The 24,012-nt window shown below is 43.0% G+C and carries 27 protein-coding genes; 8 read left to right on the top strand and 19 right to left on the bottom strand.

From position 1 onward, the window contains the following. Positions 1–10: 10 nt before the first annotated feature. From ACRRMM_RS10745 to pta, 8 genes are all read right to left on the bottom strand, one after another. The gene (locus ACRRMM_RS10745; RefSeq protein ID WP_008343583.1) at positions 11–289 is read right to left on the bottom strand and encodes a YwqI/YxiC family protein; all 279 of its coding nucleotides are present in this window, start codon (positions 287–289) and stop codon (positions 11–13) included. A gap of 4 nt (positions 290–293) precedes the next feature. Further along, positions 294–692, bottom strand: coding sequence for a YwqH-like family protein (locus tag ACRRMM_RS10740; RefSeq protein ID WP_008343584.1), 399 nt, complete (start codon positions 690–692; stop codon positions 294–296). A gap of 174 nt (positions 693–866) precedes the next feature. Beyond that, the gene (locus ACRRMM_RS10735; RefSeq protein WP_046526753.1) at positions 867–1,133 is read right to left on the bottom strand and encodes a hypothetical protein; all 267 of its coding nucleotides are present in this window, start codon (positions 1,131–1,133) and stop codon (positions 867–869) included. A gap of 13 nt (positions 1,134–1,146) precedes the next feature. Beyond that, positions 1,147–2,481, bottom strand: coding sequence for a TRAP transporter large permease subunit (locus ACRRMM_RS10730; protein WP_007497735.1), 1,335 nt, complete (start codon positions 2,479–2,481; stop codon positions 1,147–1,149). Between the two features lie 43 nt (positions 2,482–2,524). Then, entirely contained in the window at positions 2,525–3,403 is an 879-nt protein-coding gene (locus tag ACRRMM_RS10725) for a prephenate dehydrogenase/arogenate dehydrogenase family protein (protein ID WP_046526754.1), read from the bottom strand. Between the two features lie 11 nt (positions 3,404–3,414). Beyond that, a complete protein-coding gene (locus ACRRMM_RS10720) occupies positions 3,415–4,086 on the bottom strand; it encodes an RraA family protein (RefSeq protein WP_017368252.1) in 672 nt (223 codons plus the stop codon). A 141-nt stretch (positions 4,087–4,227) separates the two neighbouring features. Continuing rightward, positions 4,228–5,079, bottom strand: coding sequence for a MurR/RpiR family transcriptional regulator (locus tag ACRRMM_RS10715; RefSeq protein ID WP_017368253.1), 852 nt, complete (start codon positions 5,077–5,079; stop codon positions 4,228–4,230). Positions 5,080–5,215: 136 nt separating this feature from the next. Beyond that, positions 5,216–6,187: a phosphate acetyltransferase gene (pta, locus tag ACRRMM_RS10710; RefSeq protein ID WP_217816057.1), complete on the bottom strand. Its 972-nt coding sequence runs from the start codon at positions 6,185–6,187 to the stop codon at positions 5,216–5,218. 239 nt (positions 6,188–6,426) lie between these two features. Between pta and hemQ the strand changes: the two genes are divergently transcribed. Both hemQ and ACRRMM_RS10700 read left to right on the top strand, forming a co-directional pair. After that, positions 6,427–7,197: a hydrogen peroxide-dependent heme synthase gene (gene hemQ / locus ACRRMM_RS10705; RefSeq protein WP_017360102.1), complete on the top strand. Its 771-nt coding sequence runs from the start codon at positions 6,427–6,429 to the stop codon at positions 7,195–7,197. Between the two features lie 67 nt (positions 7,198–7,264). Then, on the top strand, positions 7,265–8,425 hold the full coding sequence (locus ACRRMM_RS10700; protein ID WP_048002987.1) for an MFS transporter: 1,161 nt from the start codon (positions 7,265–7,267) through the stop codon (positions 8,423–8,425). A gap of 15 nt (positions 8,426–8,440) precedes the next feature. Here the strand turns inward: ACRRMM_RS10700 and ACRRMM_RS10695 are convergent, their stop codons facing one another. Then, positions 8,441–8,920, bottom strand: a complete 480-nt coding sequence (locus tag ACRRMM_RS10695) for an Lrp/AsnC family transcriptional regulator (protein WP_008343601.1) — start codon at positions 8,918–8,920, stop codon at positions 8,441–8,443. Positions 8,921–9,065: 145 nt separating this feature from the next. On the opposite strand from ACRRMM_RS10695, the gene ACRRMM_RS10690 reads away from it, so the two are divergent. The 6 genes from ACRRMM_RS10690 to ACRRMM_RS10665 all read left to right on the top strand — a co-directional run bounded on the left by ACRRMM_RS10690 (position 9,066) and on the right by ACRRMM_RS10665 (position 15,167). Beyond that, a complete protein-coding gene (locus ACRRMM_RS10690) occupies positions 9,066–10,298 on the top strand; it encodes an MFS transporter (protein ID WP_191219013.1) in 1,233 nt (410 codons plus the stop codon). 149 nt (positions 10,299–10,447) lie between these two features. After that, positions 10,448–11,053 carry a bacilysin biosynthesis protein BacA gene (locus tag ACRRMM_RS10685; RefSeq protein ID WP_081114236.1) on the top strand — a complete coding sequence of 202 codons (606 nt, stop codon included), beginning with the start codon at positions 10,448–10,450 and terminating at the stop codon, positions 11,051–11,053. A gap of 1 nt (position 11,054) precedes the next feature. Next, on the top strand, positions 11,055–11,762 hold the full coding sequence (locus ACRRMM_RS10680) for a cupin domain-containing protein (RefSeq protein ID WP_008343606.1): 708 nt from the start codon (positions 11,055–11,057) through the stop codon (positions 11,760–11,762). Then, positions 11,759–12,520 carry an SDR family NAD(P)-dependent oxidoreductase gene (locus tag ACRRMM_RS10675; protein ID WP_007497757.1) on the top strand — a complete coding sequence of 254 codons (762 nt, stop codon included), beginning with the start codon at positions 11,759–11,761 and terminating at the stop codon, positions 12,518–12,520. Before ACRRMM_RS10680 ends, ACRRMM_RS10675 begins: the two co-directional genes overlap by 4 nt. A gap of 14 nt (positions 12,521–12,534) precedes the next feature. Next, on the top strand, positions 12,535–13,956 hold the full coding sequence (locus ACRRMM_RS10670) for an ATP-grasp domain-containing protein (RefSeq protein ID WP_217816056.1): 1,422 nt from the start codon (positions 12,535–12,537) through the stop codon (positions 13,954–13,956). Positions 13,957–13,973: 17 nt separating this feature from the next. Continuing rightward, positions 13,974–15,167, top strand: coding sequence for an aminotransferase class I/II-fold pyridoxal phosphate-dependent enzyme (locus ACRRMM_RS10665; protein WP_217816055.1), 1,194 nt, complete (start codon positions 13,974–13,976; stop codon positions 15,165–15,167). Positions 15,168–15,181: 14 nt separating this feature from the next. Here the strand turns inward: ACRRMM_RS10665 and ACRRMM_RS10660 are convergent, their stop codons facing one another. From ACRRMM_RS10660 to ACRRMM_RS10615, 10 genes are all read right to left on the bottom strand, one after another. Then, positions 15,182–15,973 carry an SDR family oxidoreductase gene (locus ACRRMM_RS10660; protein WP_269379675.1) on the bottom strand — a complete coding sequence of 264 codons (792 nt, stop codon included), beginning with the start codon at positions 15,971–15,973 and terminating at the stop codon, positions 15,182–15,184. Positions 15,974–16,065: 92 nt separating this feature from the next. After that, positions 16,066–16,521, bottom strand: coding sequence for a dTDP-4-dehydrorhamnose 3,5-epimerase family protein (locus tag ACRRMM_RS10655; RefSeq protein ID WP_035702434.1), 456 nt, complete (start codon positions 16,519–16,521; stop codon positions 16,066–16,068). Further along, on the bottom strand, positions 16,514–17,368 hold the full coding sequence (rfbD, locus tag ACRRMM_RS10650) for a dTDP-4-dehydrorhamnose reductase (RefSeq protein ID WP_217816054.1): 855 nt from the start codon (positions 17,366–17,368) through the stop codon (positions 16,514–16,516). The genes ACRRMM_RS10655 and rfbD overlap by 8 nt, the downstream gene beginning before the upstream one ends. 3 nt (positions 17,369–17,371) lie before the next feature. Then, on the bottom strand, positions 17,372–18,337 hold the full coding sequence (gene rfbB / locus ACRRMM_RS10645; protein WP_108611081.1) for a dTDP-glucose 4,6-dehydratase: 966 nt from the start codon (positions 18,335–18,337) through the stop codon (positions 17,372–17,374). Continuing rightward, positions 18,334–19,074, bottom strand: a complete 741-nt coding sequence (locus tag ACRRMM_RS10640; RefSeq protein ID WP_058213476.1) for a sugar phosphate nucleotidyltransferase — start codon at positions 19,072–19,074, stop codon at positions 18,334–18,336. The genes rfbB and ACRRMM_RS10640 overlap by 4 nt, the downstream gene beginning before the upstream one ends. 2 nt (positions 19,075–19,076) lie before the next feature. Continuing rightward, positions 19,077–20,105: a glycosyltransferase gene (locus tag ACRRMM_RS10635; protein WP_428828662.1), complete on the bottom strand. Its 1,029-nt coding sequence runs from the start codon at positions 20,103–20,105 to the stop codon at positions 19,077–19,079. Further along, positions 20,102–20,842, bottom strand: a complete 741-nt coding sequence (locus ACRRMM_RS10630; protein ID WP_311754351.1) for a glycosyltransferase family protein — start codon at positions 20,840–20,842, stop codon at positions 20,102–20,104. The genes ACRRMM_RS10635 and ACRRMM_RS10630 overlap by 4 nt, the downstream gene beginning before the upstream one ends. Further along, positions 20,832–21,956 (bottom strand): N-acetylneuraminate synthase family protein, encoded by a 1,125-nt coding sequence (locus ACRRMM_RS10625; protein WP_311754352.1) that lies wholly within the window; start codon positions 21,954–21,956, stop codon positions 20,832–20,834. The genes ACRRMM_RS10630 and ACRRMM_RS10625 overlap by 11 nt, the downstream gene beginning before the upstream one ends. A 1-nt stretch (position 21,957) precedes the next feature. Beyond that, the gene (locus ACRRMM_RS10620) at positions 21,958–22,833 is read right to left on the bottom strand and encodes a GNAT family N-acetyltransferase (protein ID WP_311754353.1); all 876 of its coding nucleotides are present in this window, start codon (positions 22,831–22,833) and stop codon (positions 21,958–21,960) included. Continuing rightward, on the bottom strand, positions 22,830–24,008 hold the full coding sequence (locus tag ACRRMM_RS10615; protein WP_148779827.1) for a DegT/DnrJ/EryC1/StrS family aminotransferase: 1,179 nt from the start codon (positions 24,006–24,008) through the stop codon (positions 22,830–22,832). Before ACRRMM_RS10615 ends, ACRRMM_RS10620 begins: the two co-directional genes overlap by 4 nt. Positions 24,009–24,012 lie beyond the last annotated feature (4 nt).

The following is a 24,012-nucleotide window of genomic DNA, read 5'->3' as shown; positions in this document are numbered from 1 at the left end:
GCGTTCTCCTTTATTTTCTTTTACTGCTGGAAGCAAGCGCCTTGTCCGTTTCGATCATGGTGTTCACCGCTTGTTCTGTTTGTACAAGTTGTTTCTGAAGAATGTCTATGTAGGATGTACTTAATTCGTTCAGCTGCTGATTGATTTTTTCTAATGTGTCTGCCGTCAGGAGCTGATTTCTTCCTTTGATGGTTGTTGGAAGTGTTGCATTCATTTGAGCGCCTGATTGTTTTGCATGCTGTAATACTCGTTTGACCTGACTGGCATCTATTTTAATTTCTCTGCTCATGTGACTACCCTCTTTTTTCTTCCAGTTGTTTCTGCTTTTCTTTCTCTATTTTTCTTTCAACCGAATGAATTTCATGTTCTAATGAATGGATCTCTGATTTTAAGTCGCTGATTTTCTCATCAATTCGGTTCACTAGATTGGTCAGCTGTACACTTTTTATCTCTTGACTGGCGGATGCCATCTCGTCTCGAATGTCATCAAACGTATCTGCGAGATGGCCAAACCATGTATGTGATGTCAGATCTGGATGAGTCATTTTCTTGTTAGCATCTGCCAGAGCAGACTTTGCTTCTTTTATTTCTTTTCGACACATGTTCAGTTCTATGATTTGTTCTTTTTTTATGGATATGTCTGCCTTTAACGAATACAAGGCTGTTGTATAACCGATGATAGCTCCAGACATCGTCAAACACCTCTATTCCTCAAATAGTCCTCCGTTATGTTACCATTTACTAGCACAAGAGGCATATGATTGAAAACGAATTCACTAAAAAATGAATCGTATGTATTGGGTTTTTATACCTAATTCACACGCACAAAAAAGCTGAATTCATCAACTGAATCCAGCTTTTCATGCTTATTTGAGCGAATCACCTGCTGATGCTGATGGATGATCGCTAAATGAGGTGTCTTTCTTCTCAGGGATATAATGGAGTGAAAACCCGACAAGGCTAAAAAAGGCACTTAACACCAGTGTTGGGTTTTTAAATAGGTTCGTACTAGCAATGATCATATCTCCCTTTTGCAAGAGAATTCCTAGTATTTGACCGAATACCAACAACGTTCCTGACGTTAGAAATAGGACAAGCAGCACTTTAAATAACAATTCCATCAATACTCTCATCTGTTTCTCCTTTCTATACGGGAAGTATCTCCATTCCAATGAGCCAGCCAATACCAACGATCGGAAGCATATAATAGAGGATCAGTGGGATAAAGGTTTTTTCTGGTCTGGCCCCTGCAAGACCAGAAGCGATAAATATGGACCCTGATGCAGGCGGGGAAGCGCCTTCAGTTGATGAAAAAGCAAGAATGGCAACTACAGCCACAACTGGGTCCACTCCAACTGAGATTAAAGCTGAAAATGAGACAAGCCCAACTGCTGTTAATGTCGCTGTTGAAGATAGAGGGCCTGCCACCAGTGTGACAAGAACACCCACAATGAGCACCATGAGCCATTTCGGAATGGCAAGTACTGATGTGATTTGCGTCAAATCATCTGCGAGCCCTAATTCAGCAAGCACTTGACTAGCAGCCACTGCAAACAGCATCAAAGCGCCAATCGTTGTGAATTTAGGAATGGCTGATTTGAAAAATTGAGACCAATCTAAAGCAGACGCCTTGCTTCTTCCAATTGTTAGACTAATTAATATCATGAGAATCGGAATCCACGTAATTAAAGAAATTTGATCCATTGCCTCCGGTCCGATGTTTGGATTACTTTTTAAGTAGTTTGCAAACGGACCAATGGTGATCATGATAGGAATCAAGGCACCGAAAAAAATAAAGATCGACTTCCACCCTTGTTTTACCGCTTCCCAGAAAGGAAGAATATCATCTGGCGGCATGGCCTGAATTTTATTCTTTTTCACCAGAAGATACACCAAAATAAATCGGTATACGACTTGATACAGTCCTCCTATTAGAAGGGCAATATATAAATCTCCCTCAGATACAAGGGCGGCAACTGGTGCAAACCCAAGCATGATAAACATGGAAGAGTTCGGAGGCAGTGCCGCTCCAAGTCCGCCATTCCCTGCTAGAATCGTGGCCGTATGGGTCCGGCTCCACCCGGATTTAATCATCCAAGAGGCCGTGATAGAGCCAGTCGCAGCTGTGTTTGCAGAATTTGAACCTGAAAGAGCGCCTAACACTGCTGAACCTAACGTACTCATATAAGCCGCTCCACCAGGAAGTTTGCCTACAACCGAATTTAGGATTCGTAAGAGTGCATGAATTAATTCCAACTTTTCGATTAAATAGGCCATGAATACAAATGCGACAGCTGCATAAAGCACCTCATATGTGGATGCAAATATTAAACCATCCCAGAAAAGTCTTAACGCATCTAATCCGCCAAATAATGTGGTCGCAATAAAGCCTAGTAGCATGGCTTCTCCCATATTCCGTTTCACCATAACATTCCATATAATGATGACAGCTATGAACACAATCAACGCAATAAAACCCATATCGTTTCTTCGCCTCCCCTTTATTAAATAAAACGCTTACAATTTATTCCCCTTGCTGCATCACGTCAATGACTTCTTCCCAGCTAGCAGGTTTTACCCCGTCAAATCGTTCAGCAAAGTGAAAGTCTGCTAATCTCTCAAGCTTCTGTTGTGCTGCCCGAGACATGCTGGCATCAATCTCTGCTTCATCTAGCATTTCAATAGAGCCAAGCAGCTCAACCGCCCGTCTTTTTGCATGCAATGCACTCCCTGTCACAAGACGGTTCATGGTCTCTTCAAAACTTTTGCTATCGATTGTATCGCTTAGTGAAGAAATCACTTGATGTTCCACATTATATTTTTTGGAAATTTCCAAAAATTCAATCAAGAGACCGACAATCCCCTTCATATAAATGCTTCTGATTAGCTTTAGTGCCGAAGCATCTCCTGGCTGGTCACTAATTTTTGTGATATTCATGCCATAAGCATTCATCACTTTCATGAATTGGTCAACTCCACTGCCGCTTGCCGTGATCGGAACCTTGTGTTTGTTGATTGGAAGAGGCCCTAGCATGGCGGCATCTACAAATAGAGCTTCTTGCTTTTCAATTTCGTTTGCTACTTGTTTTTTGATGTCTGGTGTTGATGCCGATACATCTACATATAATTGATTCTTTTTCAAACTTCCCGATACGGATTGTGCCACTTCTAAGGTTTTATTCGCTGGCACAGCTGCAATCACAAGATCAGATTTCTCAATGACTTCGCTAATACTGCTCGTTAATTGAACGCCTGTCTGCGATGCTTTTTCTTTCAACGAGCCAGCTAATTTCTCATTTTTTAATAGGACATCATACGCATAAAATTGATTTAATCCTTCTGTTTTCAATCCCGTTGACAGCTCATATGCTGCTTCACCATATCCGATAAAGCCTATCTTCATCACAGATTCCCCTATCCTTGAAATTTTTTCATTCTGCCTTCCAGCCATGCCGGTGCTAAGAGACTGATGTCTTGCTTTCCTTCGTCCACATACTGTTGAATCGTTTTTAATCTCTGATGTTCATACGCTTGTTTCTCTTCCGCTAGTGTCAGCAGGTGTTCCGCCTTTTCCTTTGGAACGATGACGACTCCATCATCGTCAGCAATCACTAGATCACCTGGGGCTACTTTGACACCGCCGCACGAGATGGTTTGATTCAATTCCCCAGGACCATCTTTATAAGGTCCGTTTGGCATAAATCCCTTACTGTAGATTGGAAAAGCCAGCTCCTCTAAAGAGAGTTTGTCGCGAACAAGCCCGTCAATCACGATTCCTTCTATTCCTACAGCCTTTGCTGAATGTGCCATCAATTCCCCCAAATAGGCATGACCCTTATGGTCTTTTCCATCCACAATCAGTACATCTCCTTCTTTAGCAGAGTAGATCGCTTGATGAAGAAATAAATTATCCCCTGGCCGTAAGCTAACAGTAAAAGCTGTGCCGACTACATTCATGCCTTTCGCAACTGGTTTGATCTGATGATCCATCGCGCCGGTGCATCCCATTACATCTGACAGCAAGGTCGAGTTAAGCTTTTTTGCCCTAGCGATAAGATCATTTGACACGAAATGAACAGTACTCATTGTTTCCATCATCCCCTTTGAGTTATATTCATTACATTTATTTTTATTAAAGTAATATTTATTACTTTTGTGATATGATCATACCACCTCATTTTCAATTAGTAAAGCGCTTTCAAAAAATAAAAAATGAGTTCCACACGACTAATGTGTTGTGTGGTAACTCATTTTCGTTAACATATGATTGATTTGATCTAAACGTGGTTTTGTTCTTTCAGGATCATTCATCGCTAAGGCACTTAAAATGTAATCGACGATAAAGATAGCAGATACGACAGAGTTATGAGAGCCTACACTTGCTGAGGAACATGGTAATACATATTGTGCATATTTGGTTAATGGAGAGCTGTAGCTGTCTGTAATTAAAAGCACTTCCACCCCATAAGACTTCGCTACTTCGAGCAAGTCCTTCATGCGTTTTGCATACCGCGGATAGCTGACCGCTATAATGAAATCATCAGAATGAAAATGAACGAGATCATCCACCCAGTCGCTTTTGTCTGCATCAATGTATTGGCAATTCCCCAATAACCGATTGATTCCGAGTGACAGATACTCACCAACAGGTCTTCCACTTCGAACACTTGTACACAAAACGTGGCGTGCGCTGGCTATTTTCCCAACAATCTGCTGAAAGGTTTCTTCCGTGATATTGTCTAGTGCATACTGGATATTTTGAAATTGCAGTTCTACATGGTCATGCAGGAGCTTATTCTTATTTGAATGCTTGAGATTCGCTTCAAGTCTCGTTTGAGGGTCGGCTTTATGCTTCATAGCTAACTGAAGCTCTTTTTGGAACTCAGAAAAACCGGAATACCCCATCGCAGCAGAGAATCGCATGATCGTTGCTGTACTCGTCCCGACTTTTGATGCCAATTTATCGACAGTTAAAAAAGCGACTTCCATTGGATTTTGTACGATATAATCTGCAATTCTCCTCTGCGCATCGGTTAAAAATGCGACCTTATGCTGAAGTTTATATATTAAATCCTCCATTATAGCACCTGCCTATCCTATCGACTTTATCTACGATTCGTGTTTTCTTTTCACTCTTTATTGTACACATTTGGACAATATAAAAAAACAGCCAGCACGAATCTATCGTACTGACTGCTCTAGTCGAGAAGCTATTTTATAGTGCTTGAGCTGCTGTGATAAGCGCAAGATTGTAAACGTCTTCGGCATTACAGCCTCTTGAAAGATCGTTTACTGGCTGATTTAGACCTTGTAGGATTGGACCTACAGCTTCAAAGTTACCTAAGCGCTGGGCAATTTTGTAGCCAATGTTTCCAGCTTCAAGGCTAGGGAAAACAAATACGCTAGCATCGCCTTTGATGACGGAATCTGGTGCTTTTTTCGCTGCCACTGAAGGAACGAACGCTGCATCGAATTGGAACTCTCCATCAAGAACAAGCTCAGGTGCTTTTTCTTTTGCAATGCGAACCGCTTCAGATACTTTGTCTGTTTCGTCTGATTTTGCTGAACCTTTTGTAGAGAAGCTAAGCATTGCTACACGTGGTTCGATGTCAAACATTCTTGCTGTGTTTGCGCTTTCGATCGCAATTTCAGCAAGATCTTGGCTGTCTGGTGCAATGTTGATCGCACAATCAGCAAACACATATTGCTCTTCGCCGCGAGCCATAATGAAGACGCCAGAAGTTTTCTTTACGCCTTCTTTTGTTTTAATGATTTGAAGTGCTGGGCGCACTGTATCAGCAGTTGAGTGTGCTGCTCCGCTTACAAGGCCGTCTGCAAGACCTTTATACACAAGCATTGTACCGAAGTAGTTTTCATCCAGTAATGCTTTTCTCGCTTGCTCTTCTGTCGCTTTGCCTTTACGTCTTTCGACGAAAGCCTGTACAAGATCGTCAAAACCTTCATATGTATGAGGATCATACACGTCAACACCATCAAGTGTAAGACCTAATTCTTTTGCTTTTGCTTCTACTTCTTCTTTCTTACCTACAACAATTGGCTGCAATACTTTGCCATCTGCTAGTTTTTGAACGGCTGTTAGAATGCGTTCGTCCATTCCCTCAGGAAAAACGATCTTAACTCCTTTACCTGCAACCTTTTCCTGAACTGTTGAAAAAATATCTGCCACTTCAATACCCTCCTTGATTTTACAAAAAAAGCGTTCTCTTTTAAGCATACTCTTCTTCTACATAAATTCAAACTACCAACTTACATTATAGCGCTTACAATTTAAATTCTTATTTTTCAAACTAATTAAATCAATTTCTAGAAAAGCGTTTTCGTCGTTCAAGTTTTGATCACATCTTCATTTGGACAAACTATGTTATAGTTGGAACAGATGGAAAACTGTAAATAGGAGTGAAAGAAATGAGCGAACAACATACAACAAATGAAGCAGCTCAAACACTAGATGGCTGGTATGCGCTGCATGATTTTAGAACGATCGACTGGACGGCTTGGAAGCTACTGACAAGCGATGAGCGTCAAGCGATCATTCATGAGTTCACAGGTCTATTAGAAAAATGGAAAACAGCCGAGCACCATCAGGCTGGAAGCCAAACAATCTATAGTATTGTCGGCCAAAAAGCAGATATTATGCTCATGATTTTACGTCCGACCATGGAAGAACTAGGTGAAATTGAACTTGAATTCAACAAGACACGACTAGCTGAGTTTACGATTCCAGCTTATTCTTACGTGTCAGTTGTTGAACTCAGCAACTACTTAGCAGGAGGCGGAGATGGCGGAGACCCTTACGAGAACCCGCATGTACGTGCGCGCCTCTATCCAGAGCTTCCTTCTTCTCAATATGTCTGTTTCTATCCAATGGATAAAAGACGTTCTGGCAATGACAACTGGTACATGCTTTCAATGGATGAGCGCAAATCCCTTATGAGAAGTCACGGCTTAATTGGCAGAAGCTATGCTGGGAAAGTAAAACAGATCATTACAGGTTCTGTTGGCTTTGATGATTATGAGTGGGGCGTCACTCTTTTCGCTGACGATGTGCTTCAATTTAAAAAATTGGTTTACGAAATGCGATTTGATGAAGTGAGTGCACGTTACGGCGAATTTGGTTCCTTCTTTGTTGGAAACCGATTAGCAAACGAGCAGCTAGCGTCTTATTTCCATGTATGATAAACTCTTGAGGCTTCGGATCTTTCCGAAGCTTTTTTATGTATTTGTTTAGAAAGGTGATCTCATCATGAAAAACTTCCCCATCGCTATTTTTGCGTTAACGCTCGGTGCGTTTTCGATTGGCATGACTGAATTTGTGATCATGGGACTTTTGCCAAATGTCGCAAATGATCTTCATGTATCTATTTCTGCTTCAGGTCAGTTGATTACCGGATATGCACTCGGTGTGGCAGTTGGCGGCCCTATTTTAACGTTATCAACTGGAAAAATGTCGAGAAAACGTCTCCTCATTCTATTAATGATTCTTTTCGTAGCAGGAAATGCTGTCGCAGCTGTATCGTCTTCTTATGATCTATTGATGGTTGCACGTATTTTAACGTCATTTGCTCATGGTACCTTCTTTGGTGTCGGCGCCATTATGGCTGCACGGCTTGTTCCTAAGGAGCGAAGCGCAAGTGCGATCAGCTTCATGTTTACAGGACTGACAGTAGCCAATGTACTGGGTGTGCCATTTGGCACCTTTATCGGAAATCAATTCGGCTGGCGCATGTCATTTCTCGTCATTGCCGTCATTGGTCTCATTTCCTTAATCGGTATAATCAGTTTAGTACCAAATCAATCGAAAGAAGAAGTATTAGATATTCGAAATGAAATATCGGTGTTGAAAAAGCCGCAGGTTCTCGTCTCCTTTGCGATGACGATATTCGGTTTTGCGGGTGTGTTTACCGCCTTTACGTATATCAGCCCGATCCTGCTGCAAGTGACTGGCTTTCAGGAAAACGGGGTCACCCTCATTCTTGTCCTCTTTGGGCTTGGGGTCACCATTGGGAATTTAGTCGGCGGAAAGCTTGCCGACTGGAAGCTGATGCCGAGTATTATCATCACATTGATCTTGCTGATGGCTGTTCTGTTGTTATTCACATATACATCTGCCTTTAAAGTGCCTGCCGTGCTGACGATTTTTGTTTGGGGAATTATTTCATTTATTCTCGTTCCTACCTTGCAATACCGCACGATGAACATGGCACATGAAGCCCCGACACTCGCATCAACGCTCAGTCATTCTGCCTTTAATATTGGAAATGCCGGCGGTGCAGCGCTTGGCGGTCTTGCTATCGAAATCACACATTTACAGCTTGTCCCACTCTTTGCGGCAGGTGTAACATTCATTGGATTGATCATTACGATCATGAGCTATCAGTCAGATAAACGAATCAAAAGGACCTGAGGGCAGGTCCTTTTTCTATTTCACCACGGTCATTTCTGGCTCTTCTATTTGTTTCACACGTTCCTGAATGGGATGGGTAAAGGAATGCTCTGATAAGACAATATGGGAGACCGTTTTTGTAAAGCCAGACACATCTTGAATAAAGGCTTCAATTTCTTCAAGAGAAGAAACAGACAGCTTAATGAAAAAACAGGACTGTCCTGCCACTCGATAAGCAAAGAACGCACGTGGATGCTGGTTCATAAATGTCACAAAACGCTGATACTCCCCATTTAATACGGTGACTTCCAGTAAACAGTCTATCATCAGACCCAGCTTTTTATAATTGACTTGAACAGAATACCCTTCGATAATCCCTGCATCCTCTAGTTTTCGCACTCTTTCTGCTACCGCAGGCGCCGATAAATTCACTCGTTTGGACAATTCCCTCATTGATAAGCGGGCATCTTCTCTCAATTCGTTTAAAATATGCACATCCACATCGGTGATTTTCATTCGTTACGCTCCTATCCCAAAATCGTTCCATTTGAAAAGTATTTTATGATGATACTTATGATACGAAATGTAAAATAAAACTAAATAATGGTAGAATTTATTTTAACGGAATTGAATGAAAAAGCAAGTATGGAGGGATCACTTGATGAAAGAATCTTTAGACAGCCAGGCTTCTAAAACATTTCCCATCACACTTGCCATTGCACTCACACTTGGCGTTTTTGCGGCGGGATCGGAGGAACTGGTGATTTCACCACTGCTGCCTGATTTATCAAACTCCTTTCAGCACTCTCTTGATGTTCTGGCTCTTTCCATCAGCATTTATGGGTTAGCTGTGCTGGTTGGAGCTCCGCTACTCGTTCCTTTAGGGGACCGATATTCAAGAGAGCTGTGTTTGATAATTGGGCTGTCTTTCTTTTTAATTGGAACAGTGATGTGTGCTGCTGCCCCAAATTTGGCCGTGTTTTTTGCAGGCCGTGCTATTTCAGGACTGGCGACAGGTGTATTTGTGCCAACAGCCTATGCTCTTGTGGGCGACCGGGTTCCATACGAATATCGCGGCAAAGTGATGGGACTCATTGTATCGAGCTGGTCTCTTTCTCTTGTCCTTGGTGTGCCCATTGGCGCCTTTATCGGCCAGAGTTTAAACTGGCGCTGGACGTTTTGGATCTTCGCTATGATGAGTCTCATTGTCCTGCTGCTCGTCATCCTTGAATCAAGAAAACAAGTCAGAGCAGCTGATCCGAAGGCACCTCAAGCTAGAGAGACAACAGGCGCTTTATGGGGAGCTTTGAAAATTGATCGTGTGCCTGCCTATTTGACTGTGACGTTTTGCAATATGCTTGGATTTTACGGCATGTACTCGTTTTTAGGTGCTTATTTGCAAAGTCTGTTTGATGGCGGACAATCAACTGCTGGACTTCTTATTATGGCTTATGGCGTCGGCTTTTCTATGAGTATGTTTACTGGAAAATTAGCAGACTGGTTCGGTAAAACCCGTTCCCTTGTCTTTGTGCTGGGTGGAATTGCGATTGTTCTAGCCTTGCTTCCTTATGCGCCATTCTCATGGATGTTGCTGATTTTCGCCCTATTTATTTGGGGGGCCATGCAAAGCTTATCTGTCACGCTTTTAAGCACCGTTCTAAGTGACTGTTCTCAAACCCATCGCGGGAAAGTGATGGCTTTTTACAGCCTGGCCTCCAACCTTGCTGTTATGCTCGGTTCCGCACTGATGGGACCCGTTTATGTCCATTTCGGATATCATACGGTAGGTCTTGTCTGTGCATTGATCACACTTGTTGGTTTTATCATCAGCTTCGGCAGCTATAAACGAGAACGCGCCTTACAGAAAAAACAGCCAACTACACTTGAAACGTAAGCACATTTCACTGCACATCTCGATATGTGCAGTTTTTTAGATCAATTTTTAATATAATCGCAAAATACATTTTTTATAAAATTTGTTGACAATTGCCAATTTTAAATTTTATAATCTAGTAAAAATTTGAAAAAGATTGGATGGTAAACATGATCCTAAAGAATGATGATGTGTTTCATTTCAAAGAAGAGCCAAGCCCTTCATCTAAGATGTTTACAGTCAACACACTAGGCCCTAAGGGGACAAGCAGTGAATACGCAGCAAAACATTTCATCTCTCAATCCACCACTACACTCGGCACTCATACGAAACTATCCCTTTATGACACATTCGAAACTTGCATTGAACATACTCTCTCTCAACCACTTCAATTTACTCTCGTTCCACACGCATATGAAGGCATCAAACACTTCTACATGAGACCAGATCTACAGCTTTTACAAATTTTCAGATGTGACACGCCCATGTATGGTTTGGCTGTCAGACCTGATTTCCCATTCAATGAACAAATGCTCCACCATTTAAAAATTGTCTCACATCCTGCACCTGTCAATTTAATTCAATATTTCATTCACCAAAATGCTGAATTTGAACTTGTTAATTCTACAAGTACTGCCGCGCAGAAAGTAAGGGACGGCGAATTTGATTTTGCTTTAACGAATGAGGTGGCAAGAGCCACATATGGCCTCATCTTCATTCGAACGTTTAAAAGTATACCCATGAGTTGGTCCATATTCGGAAAAGGAGAGATATAAGATGCAAACTGAACAAAAGACGCAAGAACGATATTTTCCTCAAGCGAAAAAATTAGAATGGGATAATGGCGTTATCCAATATTCCACTGTAAGAGGCGGTACGGAAGTGTTAATTTCATACGTCCCTCCCCACACAATCATTGAACCTCACGAACATCCCGAAGCACAAATCGGCATTGTATTAAAAGGTGAGCTTCAAATGACTGTCGGCCAATCGACTCAACTGCTCACCCCATTAGAATCAGCCTATATCGCACCACCGTTTGTCCCTCACGGCGCTTCAAATCTGACAGATGAAGAAGTGATCGCCATTGATATTAAGAGATTAAAGGATGACGAAGAATATACAGCTCCCCCCACTTATTTCTTAGACATTTTCAAAACACGGGATTTACTCCCTGGCATGGAAGTGACTTTTTTTGTGGAGGATTGGATGGAGCTGATGATTGCCAATATCCCTGGAAACGGTGGAGAAATGCCTTTTCATAAACATAGAAATGAACAAATCGGTATTTGCATCAGCGGAGGGTATGATATGACAATCGAAGGCTTTACAGAAAAGATGGAATTTGGCACCACCTATTTCTGTGACCCACGGGAAGATCACGGGGCCATCAATCCAAAGCCAGAAGCTTCAAAGTCTATTAATCTCTTCTTCCCTCCCCGCTATAATCGCTTAAAACCAAAAGCATCTAAGGTGAAGAAATGAAGTTAGACGGAAAAGTTGTCCTCATTACAGGAGGTGCGTCGGGGATTGGGCTTGCTGCTGTCAAGCTCTTCCTCGAGCATGGAGCAAAAGTAGCTGTCGCTGACATCAATGAAAGCAGCGGCAACCAACTCATTGAGTCATTACCGCATGAGCACCTTGCATTTTTTATAACAGATATTACGAAGGAGTCTGACTGTCACCAAACCGTTCAGAGCGTGCTGAGCCGATTCGGTGCCATTGATGTCCTCATTAACAATGCAGGCATCGAAATTGTCTCACCCATTCATGAGATGGCACTGGAGGATTGGCATCGTATTCTTCAGGTCAACCTGACCGGCGTCTTTCTCATGAGTAAGCATACATTGCCGCATATGCTTGAAAAGAAGAGTGGAAGTATTATCAATACCGGATCTGTCGGAGGTCTTGTGGGCTGGCCTGACATTCCGGCATACAATGCAACAAAAGGCGGTGTCATTCAGCTCACCAAATCAATGGCCATCGACTATGCCGCTCATCAAATCAGGGTGAATTGTATTGCCCCTGGCATCATTGATACGCCACTAAATGAAAAGTCCTTTTTAGACAATCACACAGAAAGTCTCGAGATCGTCAAAAAGGAAAAAGCAAAGGTGAATCCTATGCTGCGACTTGGGAAACCTGAAGAAATTGCTGGCGTGATGCTGTTTCTCGCCTCTGACCTATCCAGCTATATGACTGGAAGTGTCGTCACTGCAGATGGCGGTTACACCGCTAGATAAAAGGAGTGCTTTCATTGAGTAAAAAAACTGTACTTGTCATTGCTGACTTAGGAGGGTGCCCGCCCCATATGTTTTATGAAAGCGTGGCGGCATCATACCATATCGTTTCTTATATCCCAAGACCCTTTGCGATTACAAAGGGACATGCCGAGCTAATCGAAAAATACTCCATTGCGGTCATCAAAGACCGTGATTATTTTGAGACACACCCTTCTTTTGAACACCCTGATTCTATTTACTGGGCACATGATGATTATCCAAAATCAGAAGAAGAGGTTGTGGAAGACTTCATTCAAGTGGCTTCCTTTTTCAAAGCAGATGCAATCACGACCAATAATGAATTATTCATTGCACCGATGGCAAAGGCCGCTGAACGTCTTGGGCTACGAGGTGCCGGTGTCAAGGCAGCCGAAATGGCGCGTGATAAAAGCCAAATGAGGGCTGCATTCAATGCCTCTGGCGTCAAAGCGGTGAAAACTCAGCCTGTCACGACTTTATCTGATTTCCAACAAGCCATTGAGTCTATCGGAACACCGCTCATTTTAAAGCCTACATATTTAGCCAGTTCTATTGGCGTCACCTTGTTTCATGACAAAGCCGGAAGTGATGACTTGTTTTTACAAGTACAATCGTATTTGGAAACCATACCAGTCCCAGACGCTGTCACGTATGAAGCACCGTTTGTCGCTGAAACATATTTAGAGGGTGCTTACGAAGATTGGTATGAAGATGAAGGATATGCTGATTATGTCAGTGTAGAAGGGCTGGTCGTAGAGGGCGAATATCTCCCTTTTGTCATACATGATAAAACCCCTCAAATCGGCTTTACAGAAACGGCTCATATCACTCCGACGATCTTAGACAATGAAGCCAAGCAAATCATCATTGAAGCAGCAAGGAAGGCAAATGAAGGGCTAGGTCTTGAACATTGTGCAACCCATACAGAAATCAAACTCATGAAAAATCGAGAAACTGGACTGATCGAATCAGCGGCTCGATTCGCTGGCTGGAATATGATCCCGAATATTAAAAAGGTCTTTGGCGTCGATATGGCCAAGCTATTGATTGATGTATTAGTTGATGGAAAAAAGGCTGTACTGCCAAAACAACTGCTTTCTGGACATACATTTTATGTAGCGGACTGCCACTTGTATCCTCAGCATTTTAAAGAGAGTGGGCACATACCACCTGAATCCACACATATCACCATTGATCATGTGTCTATTCCGCAGGAAGCATTCGTTGGAGATACTGCGATTGTCAGTCAATCATTCCCTGCCAAAGGGACTATGGTGGATCTTGATTTATTTGAAGCTTTTAATGGAATCGTATCTCTTGAATTAAAAGGATCATCCTCACAAGATGTTGCCGCGTCCATCCGCAACATTCAGAAACAGGCAACGATTCAGTTAATGGATGAATTAGTGAAGGGATAGAAAGAGAGGCTGCTGTGGTGAAAATGTTAGCATCTAAAATGATTGAACGGCTGCCTGAACAGAAATTCGGCACCGTCTTTGAAAAAATAGCTCAAAAGACAAAAAACGGAGCAAACATCATGAATCTAGGTCAGGGGAACCCTGATCTACCAACTCCTCCCCATATCGTGAGTGCCCTACAGGAGTCAGCGGGTGTTTTGCCATTTCAACAATATGCCCCTTTTAGAGGCTTTGACTTTTTCAAACAAGCCATTGCAGATTTTTATAGATCGGAATTCGGTGCTGAGATTGATCCGCAGAAGGAAATTGCTCTTTTCACTGGCGGAAAAACGGGGCTGTATGTCATGAGTCAGTGTCTGCTTGATCCAGGAGATATCGCACTCGTTCCCGATCCAGGATACCCTGAATATCATTCAGGCATTTTGATGGCAGACGCCAAGCCATACAGTATCAAACTTGAAGAGAAAAATGGCTATTTACCAGATCTCTCCTCAATTGATCCTGACATAGTCAAAAAAGCAAAAGTACTGTTCTTGAATTATCCGAATAACCCCACGGGTGCTGTTGCAAATGAGGCATTCTTTGAAGAGGCTGCTGCCTTTGCGGCCACTCACGAGCTGTATGTTATTCATGATTTTGCCTATGGTTCATTTCATTATGAACAAACACCCGTGAGCTTCATGAATACTCCTCTCGGGAAAAGTGTAGGAGTGGAATTATATTCTCTATCAAAGACTTTTAATATGGCAGGATGGAGAGTCGCTTTTGCTGTTGGAAATGAGGAGATCATCCAAGCTATCAACACCTTCCAAGACCACGTGTTTGTCAGTATGTATGGCGGATTTCAACATGCAGCGACTGCTGCCTTGCAAAGTGATGACCGTCATATTCAATCATTAAGGGCGATATACCTTGAACGAATCAATTTCTTCATCCGGCAAGCGGCGAGAAAGCTTGGTTGGACAATCGAACGTCCACCCGGCGCCTTTTATTTATGGGCTCCGATTCCTGATGACTTTGAACATTCTCATGCCTTTGCTGACTATTTACTCGAACATGCCGATGTTGTCGTCACGCCTGGAGGAGTATTTGGAGCCAATGGAAGCCGTCATGTACGCATTTCCATGGTTGCCCCGATTGAGGAGCTTGCTCTCTTTATCGACCGTCTGTCCATCCTCCCCATTCGATTTCATCAAAAAACCCGCCTATAGCGGGTTTTTTCAGTTTATATACTTTTCATCGTTCCACCGTCTACGGAGATTTGTTGACCTGTGATATAAGAAGCTTCCTCTGATGCCATAAAAGCTGCCAATGACGCCATCTCACTCGCTGAGCCCACTCTTTGCATTGGGATACCTGATGCGACAGCTTGTACAGCCTGCTCTCGTGACACTCCCTGCTTCGTCATCATATTGCCGATAAATTGTTCATACCGATCGGTTGCAATAAAACCTGGATTTAAACAATTCACCGTAATACTAGACGACGCAAGCTGTGTGGCTGCATTTTTACTGGCATTAATAATCGCTGCATTCATCATACTATTCGTAAACATTTGTTCACCAGGTTCCTTCCACAGGTTCCCGACAATTTGAATGATCCGTCCATATTCATGTCTTTTCATCAATGCGGCTGCACGCTTCATTGTATCGACGTAGGCGATGGCTTTTTGGGAGAAAGCAGCCAGCATCTGGTCAGTTTCACATGAATCAAATGTATCTGGTTTTCCTCCTGGAATGTTATTGATCAGCACATCGAGTCTGCCAAACTCCTTTTCTATTTCTTCAAAGGCTTCCGACCTCACCGCTTCAACCGACATATCTCCACAGAATAGAGACAGCGGTTCCTTTGTTTCTGTCATATCTTGAATGTGCTGTTTCGTCTGTTCAAGTGAGGCCATATTTCTAGAGTTGATGATCACCTTCATATCGCTCTGAGCGGCAAGTTTTATTGCGATTGCCTTTCCAATGCCTGTACTTGCCCCTGTTACAAATGCAATTCTTTTAGACAAACTCATCCACATCCCTTTTCATCAATATACATAAAATGACACATACAGAATGTATTTCAACAAAAAAAGACCTTTCTCCTGCGAAAGGCCTCTCTTCTCTATTTAAATGTCGTTTCCCAATTAAATCCGATCGCCTCATCATTCCACGCAATTCTCTTCTCATCTGGGTTTTTTGGGTCATACGATTCTGTTGTAAAATACACAATCTGCAGCGGCGTCTCTCCTAATACGCGGTAGCCATGGGCAACTCCCTTTGGGATGAGGAGCAGCATCGGATTATCTTCTCCCATATAATACACATCGGTTTGATCCTTTGTCGGAGAATCTTCTCTCAAATCGTATAAAACGACCTGTGCATGACCTGCTGGGAAAAACCAAACATCGTCTTGTTTTTCATGATAATGAAAGGCTTTGATGACTCCTGGGAAACTTTTCGACCACGACGCCTGCCCAAAGCGCTTCAGCATCGGTTCGTCATCTCGAATAAGCTCTGCGAAAAAGCCGCGATCATCACAATGTTTCATGAGTTTTTTCGTTTGTACACCATCAATCATGCTGCTCGAATCTCCCTTCTTTCTGCAAGTATTCGTGAAGTGCACCCTTCCAATGTCTTGGCTTCCAGCCTGTCGCTTCAATCGATTGCAGGTCTAAAACAGAGTAGGCGGGCCGAGGTGTTTGGAAACCATACTCTTCAGTGGAAATGGGTTCAATTGTCGTAGACAGACCGCTTGCTGCCACAATTTCTGTCGCAAAGTCAAACCATGAACAGCTTGCTTGGTTACTGACATGATAAATACCTGCTTTCTGGTCAAACAAGTGAATCAAAGCTTCTGCGGCATCCTTTGTATAAGTAGGAGACCCTAACTGATCATTGACGATGCGCAAATGATCCTTCGTTTCAGCCAGTCGAAGAATGGTATTCACAAAATTATGTCCCTCATGTCCATAAAGCCACGATGTCCGAATGATCTTCACTTCATCTGATACAAGATGAATCAATTCTTCTCCAAGTTTTTTACTCTTTCCATAAATGGTTTGTGGATCTGCTTGTGCGTCGATTTGATAAGGGGTATCCGCTTGCCCATCAAATACATAATCTGTGCTGACATGTAACACATCTGCCCCTACGTTTTTAGCTTCAAGCGCTGTATAGTAGGCGCCAATCCCATTCACAAGATAGGCTTTTTCCGTTTCTGTTTCGCATTGATCGACAGACGTATAAGCAGCCGCACTGACAACAATATCCGGACGGAAATGTCTCATTGCATGTCTGACTGCCTGTTGATCTGCGATATTCAGCATACTCCTTGTTAAAGCAATGACGGTGATGTCTTTTTCTTTCAGCTGTTTCGTCAATTCTTTCCCTAATTGGCCGCCTGCACCGGTGATTAAAACTTTCATCGGTCACCCTTCTTCACTTTGATCATATTTGGCACGATACCAATCGATCGTTTTTTCGATACCTTTTTCGAATGAAGTTGCCTGCATCCAGCCGAGCTCTTCTTTTAGCTTACTGGCATCAATGGCATACCGCCTGTCATGCCCTTTCCGGTCTTGAATAAACGCGATTTGATCATGAGAGATGCCTAGATGTGTGAGAATGGTTTTGGTTAAATCAAGATTTGTTTTCTCGTTGCCGCCGCCAATATTGTACACCTGACCGGCTGTTCCGTTTTCTACTACTTGTTTTACGGCTCTCGCATGATCCTCTACATAGAGCCAATCGCGAATCTGCTGGCCGTCTCCGTAAATCGGAATCTTTTCACCATTGACCGCTTTTCTAATAATGGTTGGGATTAATTTTTCTTCATGCTGATAAGGTCCGTAGTTGTTGCTGCATCTTGTGATCATGGCGGGTAATTGGTGGGTGTGGATATAAGATTTCACAAGCAGGTCTGAACTTGCCTTGCTTGCTGAATAAGGATTATTCGGTGAGAGTGGTGTTTGTTCTGTGAAAGCAGGATCATCCGGCTCCAAATCTCCATATACTTCATCTGTGGAAATATGAATGAGTTTATTCGCCTTTCCCTTTAAGACAGCTTCAAGCATACGATAGGTACCAAGGACATTTGTTTGGATAAAGGGTTCTGCTGACTCAATACTGCGATCGACATGTGATTCTGCTGCGAAATGAATGATGGCATCATAGGCTTCATCAAATACTTGATCTAGTTCGTCTTGCAGCGTGATATCTCCTTGGACAAAACGGACATGAGGCAGCTTTGATAAATATTCCATCTCCTCTGGATGACTGGCATATGTTAATTTATCAAATACGGTCAGCCGGACATCGGATTCTTGAAGCAGCAGCTTCACAAAATTCAGTCCAATAAACCCTGCTCCACCTGTAATTAAATAAGACTTCGTCATTCGTATCCCTCTTTTTCCTTCATCGTTTCAAACATTTTTGTTGATGCTTCGTGGAGAGATTCATGAGTTCCTGCATCAATCCACCACCCTTTTAACATATCATAGGTCAGCTGGCTATTTGAGATGTAGAGATTATTCACATCAGTAATCTCTAGTTCACCTCGATCTGACGGCGAGATTTCCTCGATATATTGAAAGACGTCTTGATCATAAAAATAGATGCCCGTGACGCAGTAAGATGACGTCGGATGCTCTGGCTTTTCTTCTATTGATAAAATTCGATGATGAGCAGGATCAATTTCTGCAATGCCAAACCGTTTTGGATCTGCCACCTCTTTCAATAAAACCTTGGCTCCGCTTTCTTGCTGCCGAAAGACGTCAACAAAAGGGCGTAATGAATCTTCAAATACATTATCACCAAGCATCAGCACAAATTTTTCCCCTTGAGCAAAGGGCTTTGCATAGGATAAACCATCGGAAATACCAGACGCTTCTGGCTGTACTTGATACACAATGTTCATCCCAAGTTCACGATCATCTTCCAATAACTTTTGAAACAACGGAATTTGTTCTTCCTGTGAAATCAGCATCACATCTACAATTCCTGCTTCTTTCAGTTTGAATAATGACCAATAAATCATCGGGTATGGACCAACCGGCAGCAAGTGTTTGTTGAAAATCTTCGTTAATGGTGCCAGCCGTGATCCCTTTCCTCCTGCTAAAATAACTCCCTTCACATCTACACATCCTTATGTTCTTTTTGGTGTGAATTCATGAGGTGTATAAGAATGTTTTTCACTCGTTCGATTCCTTTTCCATCAATGAGTGAACGTCCATTAAGATGAATGCTTCTGCGGAGAAAATAGCTGTCAGACAGTTTTTGAACAGCTTGCAACAGGTCTTTTTCTTCCACAAGGGCACCTAATCCAAGGTGAAAACAAGCTCCCTTTTGCGCAAACATGCTCGCTGTCACTGCTTGGTGGTCTACTTGCGATAGGACAATGCTGGGCACCCCGATACAAATTACCTCATATAACGTCATACCGCCTGCTACGATAGCCACATCAGCTTCTGATAAAAGAACCGGTAGTTGATCTGTATGTTGAATGAATTGGATATGTTCCGCCTCCACTTGCTCTTTGATGTGAGAGGCTTTTCCTGCGACCGCTAAAATGTCTAGGTGATTTGTTTGAAGAAGCGCCGATACAGCCTTTGATAACAGGCCGCACGGATCACTACCGCCAAGGCTGATGACCACCTTTTTACATTCTTTTCGAACCTCATATGTGTCTTTGAATCGTTTAAACTCATGATCTAACAATAAATAGGGCGTTCCATGATAATAAGCCGTGCCATTAAGCTGCTCGTGCTTCCCGTCCAGACCGCCATAAATGCCGTTTATGACCGTGTCTGCAAGCTGACAGGCTTCCTCTCTTTTTTCCTCAAATAAGACAAGCCTCGCACTGCCACAGGAGTCTTTGATCGTTTGAAGAAACTGAAGATCACAATCAAGGACATCTATGACTAAAAGGTCAGGCTTTAGCTTTTTGATGTCTTGTTGGACCTGGAGAAGCGCATTCGACTCATACACCATGTGAACGTGCCACACTGGGTGCGAAAGCATTTCTACACAAATCTGATCATTTGTATAGAAATATAAGTCGTTCCCTTCCTGAAGCAGTTCTTTTGCCAAACGTTTCATTCTGACGACATGACCCATTCCTCTTAAAAAACCACCATAAACAACAATCATGATTTTTTTGTTCATTCAGCATCCTTCTGTCTCACAGATTGATTCAAACGAACAATGTCTGGATGTTGTTCACAGATGGAAATGAGCTCAGCTGTCGGCACAGCAATAGAACCACCAGCTTTCTCTAATAAACGGGTAGCAAACACATAATCTTCTTCTGTATCAATCGTGAATCGATAAGCAGGATATGCAAGTTCTTTGGGCGGTGTGAATAATTGAAGGTGAAATTGCTCGGGATGCTTTCTGATATACAGCGTGACATGCTCACGTTCTGAATAAGTGAGGGGAAATTTGTCGATTTCACATAAAATAGATGCCTCAATCATTTCCCCGGAAATACCGAGTGGTGTTCCGTTCGTATATGTGTAATCAGCCTTTTCCTGTCTATGTTTTTCAAGCATTTTCGACAAAAGCGAAGGATCTATAAATGGATTGTCTCCCGTTAAACGCACAACCGTTTTAGGTTCAAATTGGCGAGCAATCTGCGCAAACCGCTCAAGCACATCTGCCTCACTACCTCGAAACACCTTATAACCCTTTGACATACAGTATTGAGCCAAATAGTCATCCTCTGGCTCGACCGTTGTGGCAATCATAAGGTTTTGCATGTTGTGATGGTAATCATCTGATTGCTTCACCCGCTCAACAATCAAATCAATCAGCGCCATGCCGCCGATCGGTTTCATCACTTTTTTGGGCAGTCTTGTTGACCCCATCCTAGCCTGAATGACAAAAAGCACATCATGCATCATCATGAGACTCCTGCGTGAGTACGTCTTTCCACGAAACGCCTGTATGAGCTGGGATGTCTCTCACAGCCTTTGTGCCAAGTAAAATCGGCATATATCGCGGATGCAATCCCTGATTTTTTTGTCCAGGGCGCAGCACGGCTACATTTTCTGACGTGAGGGTCTCACCCTTTGCAATGCCTTTGGTCGTAAAAATTCCTCGATACGCAAATTCTCGAATCTGCCCTTCAATGGCTGTTGTCGTTTTATAAGAACTGCCAAGAAGCTCCTCTGGTAATGAATGAACGTCTATTTCTGCTTGATTCCGCTGCTTTTCTGCCGCTCGAATGTGCTGAACCATTTCCTTTAATTCTTCAGGATCAAGAGCAAAGGAATGATCCGCTCCGGGTAATGTTTTATCTATTGTAAAATGTTTTTCAATCATTGCTGCCCCGAGCTTCACAGCGGCTACTGGCGCTTCCGTCGGGTGTTCACTATGATCTGAGAAGCCAATGACTGCTTCAGGGAAAGCGGATCTTAAGGTTTGAATCACCCGCAGGTTCGTATATGCTCTAGGCGCTGGATACTTTGCCACACAATGCATGATGGCGACTTGCTTATTTTGCTGGCTCGTAATCGTTTCGTATGCTTCATGAACATCTGCAATGGTGGCCCCAGCTGTTGAAAAAATGATCGGCTTTTGAAAAGAAGCCGTATGACGCAAAAGAGGCAAATGGTTGATTTCATAGGATGCCAGTTTAAAAGCAGGCGGATTCGTTTGATTCAATAAATCAGCCGATTCTTCGTCACACACGGTGCTTAAAAACATCAGTCCTTTTTCCTTACAACGTGTCAATAAGACAGGCAGCCATTCAGGCGGCAGCTCCATTTGTTCCACTAAAGAAAAAATAGACACTTCTTCTCCTTTGGCCGTTTCGTATAACCCCGGTTCCTTTTGATACATCCGATCCGCTTGAAACATTTGAAACTTCACCGCATCAGCCCCTGCTTCTTTTGCCACATCAATTAAAGCAAGTGCCTGATCCAGCTTGCCATCATGGTTAATGCCTGCCTCTGCAATGATAAAGACAGGCGAACTATCTCCCACTTTGCGATCTCCGATATAGAAATGCGCCATCTTACCTCTCTCCTTTTTTCGGCCACACATGGTAATACAAAAAGGCATTTGTTGTCCTAAACCCCATCTTTTCGTACAGCTGGATGGCTGTTGTATTATGAAGCTGTGTCCCCGCAGAAATGAAGTGATGCCCTCTGTGATGAGACACTTTCATCATCTCAATAAACAGCTTTTTTCCGATCCCTTTTCCTTGAACATCCGGTCTAATCGCAAAAAGCTCAAGCCCCATCTCATGACCCTTTGTCATACCTTGAATCAAGCCAACCACTTCATCATTCACCTTGGCAACGAGGTTGATATCTGCGCGTCCGAGTAAGTTGTTTCTCATCCACTCCTGATAAAAATGCTGAACAACACGCTGGTCTAAATATGGATCAAGGGCATAACGGCTTTTCACAAAAGCCTGATCACCTAGTAAGACCGCCTCATCGTAATCCTTCTTATCTGGCACACCCATCACCACATCTTGATCTGATAATGGCATCTCCATGAGGGCAGGCGGTGCCTCAAGCCTAGTCAGACCACCGACATAATACACATGTGATAGTTTTTGAACAATGCGGTTTTTTTCAAGATCAGCCGCCTCAAGCCGTAAAAAGAAAAAATCACATTTTTCTGTTCTCATCCAATTGATGAATCTCTCCATCAATTCTTTAAAGAGCAGCGCTGATTCAGCTTCCACAAACTTCACATGAAAAATATGCTTGTCAAAAATGCCGCTCTCCCATTTGGACCATTCGTATAACAGCACTGCTTTGAGCTTAGCGCCGCTGACAAGAGCAAACTGCTTGAATCCTGCCATGCGTTCCGATTCATGATCATATGTTTGCAGCCAAGCTGCGAGCACCTGATCGTCTATTGCATGAACGACTTTCATGAAGAGGCCTTCTTGTCTTTTAAAATAGACACAACTGCGGTGATGACATCCTGCACATCTTCATCTGTCATACTTGGATAGAGCGGGAGCGAAAGCGTTCGTTTGTAATAAGTGAGTGCCTCAGGGAAATCCTCTGGTGAATGGTTGTAGGTCTCTTGATAATATGGATGCAAGTGAACGGGAATAAAATGAACACTCGTGCCGATTTTATATTCCTTTTGCAGCTGATCAATCATGTCATCGCGTGTGATCAGTGCTTCTTTTGGATCAACTTGCAGTACATATAAATGCCACGCATGTCTTCCCTCATCATGTACAGGCGGTAAGATGAGACCAGCTTCATGTTGAAATGTCTGATTGTATGTCTTCGCAATCTGTTCTCTACGTGTCTGCATATCCTTCAACCGTCTTAGCTGAACGAGCCCTAACGATGCTTGCACGTCAAACATGTTCATTTTATAGCCCGGTTCCTCGACCTCGTAATACCATGTTCCCTTTTCTCCATAACGATTCCACGCTCCCTTACTCATGCCATGGAGCGCCAGCCTTCTGATTCTAGCTGCAAGGGCATCATCATTTGTCGTCAGCATGCCGCCTTCACCAGTCGCTATGTTTTTCGTTGCATAGAAGCTAAAGGCGGTCGCATCACCAATTGATCCAATCGGTTGATCGTGATAGGTCGTATAAAGGGCATGAGCGGCATCCTCCAGCACGAACAAATCATACTTTTTGGCAATCGCTAAAATTTGGTCCATATCACACGATTGACCAGCAAAATGTACAGGGACAACCGCTTTCGTATGTGGTGTAATGGCCGCTTCTAATTTTTTCGCATCTAGATTGAGTGTCGCCGGATCAATATCCACGAAAATAGGGGCTGCCCCCGTATGGATGATCGTATTGGCTGTTGCGCAGAACGTCAGAGGCGTTGTGATGACCTCATCACCAGCTCCAATGCCTCTCGCCTTTAACGCTAAAAATAGAGCAGCTGTACATGAATTAACTGCTATCGCGTGCTTCGCTCCAGTCAGTTGCCTAAACTCTTCTTCAAACTGTCTCACTTTTGGTCCGGTGGACAACCAGCCGGACTTTAATGTTCCAATGACTTCATCAATTTCTTCCTGTTCAATAAAAGGCAGTGCATAAGGAAGAAATTGTGCTCTCTTTTGTCCCATATCG

It is taken from the genome of Bacillus sp. XT-4, assembly GCF_050864245.1.
Lineage (GTDB): Bacteria > Bacillota > Bacilli > Bacillales > Bacillaceae > Bacillus > Bacillus altitudinis.
Note: the sequence above shows the minus strand (reverse complement) of the source record. Positions and strands in the feature narration are given on the sequence as shown.

What these genes read in the sequence shown, in the direction of transcription:
- ACRRMM_RS10745 (WP_008343583.1), bottom strand. Translation starts at nt 289, where the DNA reads ATGAGCAGAGAAATTAAAATAGATGCCAGTCAGGTCAAACGAGTATTA.
- ACRRMM_RS10740 (WP_008343584.1), bottom strand. Translation starts at nt 692, where the DNA reads ATGTCTGGAGCTATCATCGGTTATACAACAGCCTTGTATTCGTTAAAG.
- ACRRMM_RS10735 (WP_046526753.1), bottom strand. Translation starts at nt 1,133, where the DNA reads ATGAGAGTATTGATGGAATTGTTATTTAAAGTGCTGCTTGTCCTATTT.
- ACRRMM_RS10730 (WP_007497735.1), bottom strand. Translation starts at nt 2,481, where the DNA reads ATGGGTTTTATTGCGTTGATTGTGTTCATAGCTGTCATCATTATATGG.
- ACRRMM_RS10725 (WP_046526754.1), bottom strand. Translation starts at nt 3,403, where the DNA reads ATGAAGATAGGCTTTATCGGATATGGTGAAGCAGCATATGAGCTGTCA.
- ACRRMM_RS10720 (WP_017368252.1), bottom strand. Translation starts at nt 4,086, where the DNA reads ATGAGTACTGTTCATTTCGTGTCAAATGATCTTATCGCTAGGGCAAAA.
- ACRRMM_RS10715 (WP_017368253.1), bottom strand. Translation starts at nt 5,079, where the DNA reads ATGGAGGATTTAATATATAAACTTCAGCATAAGGTCGCATTTTTAACC.
- hemQ (WP_017360102.1), top strand. Translation starts at nt 6,427, where the DNA reads ATGAGCGAACAACATACAACAAATGAAGCAGCTCAAACACTAGATGGC.
- ACRRMM_RS10700 (WP_048002987.1), top strand. Translation starts at nt 7,265, where the DNA reads ATGAAAAACTTCCCCATCGCTATTTTTGCGTTAACGCTCGGTGCGTTT.
- ACRRMM_RS10695 (WP_008343601.1), bottom strand. Translation starts at nt 8,920, where the DNA reads ATGAAAATCACCGATGTGGATGTGCATATTTTAAACGAATTGAGAGAA.
- ACRRMM_RS10690 (WP_191219013.1), top strand. Translation starts at nt 9,066, where the DNA reads ATGAAAGAATCTTTAGACAGCCAGGCTTCTAAAACATTTCCCATCACA.
- ACRRMM_RS10685 (WP_081114236.1), top strand. Translation starts at nt 10,448, where the DNA reads ATGATCCTAAAGAATGATGATGTGTTTCATTTCAAAGAAGAGCCAAGC.
- ACRRMM_RS10680 (WP_008343606.1), top strand. Translation starts at nt 11,055, where the DNA reads ATGCAAACTGAACAAAAGACGCAAGAACGATATTTTCCTCAAGCGAAA.
- ACRRMM_RS10675 (WP_007497757.1), top strand. Translation starts at nt 11,759, where the DNA reads ATGAAGTTAGACGGAAAAGTTGTCCTCATTACAGGAGGTGCGTCGGGG.
- ACRRMM_RS10660 (WP_269379675.1), bottom strand. Translation starts at nt 15,973, where the DNA reads ATGAGTTTGTCTAAAAGAATTGCATTTGTAACAGGGGCAAGTACAGGC.
- ACRRMM_RS10655 (WP_035702434.1), bottom strand. Translation starts at nt 16,521, where the DNA reads ATGATTGATGGTGTACAAACGAAAAAACTCATGAAACATTGTGATGAT.
- rfbD (WP_217816054.1), bottom strand. Translation starts at nt 17,368, where the DNA reads ATGAAAGTTTTAATCACCGGTGCAGGCGGCCAATTAGGGAAAGAATTG.
- rfbB (WP_108611081.1), bottom strand. Translation starts at nt 18,337, where the DNA reads ATGACGAAGTCTTATTTAATTACAGGTGGAGCAGGGTTTATTGGACTG.
- ACRRMM_RS10635 (WP_428828662.1), bottom strand. Translation starts at nt 20,105, where the DNA reads ATGAACAAAAAAATCATGATTGTTGTTTATGGTGGTTTTTTAAGAGGA.
- ACRRMM_RS10630 (WP_311754351.1), bottom strand. Translation starts at nt 20,842, where the DNA reads ATGATGCATGATGTGCTTTTTGTCATTCAGGCTAGGATGGGGTCAACA.
- ACRRMM_RS10625 (WP_311754352.1), bottom strand. Translation starts at nt 21,956, where the DNA reads ATGGCGCATTTCTATATCGGAGATCGCAAAGTGGGAGATAGTTCGCCT.
- ACRRMM_RS10620 (WP_311754353.1), bottom strand. Translation starts at nt 22,833, where the DNA reads ATGAAAGTCGTTCATGCAATAGACGATCAGGTGCTCGCAGCTTGGCTG.
- ACRRMM_RS10615 (WP_148779827.1), bottom strand. Translation starts at nt 24,008, where the DNA reads ATGGGACAAAAGAGAGCACAATTTCTTCCTTATGCACTGCCTTTTATT.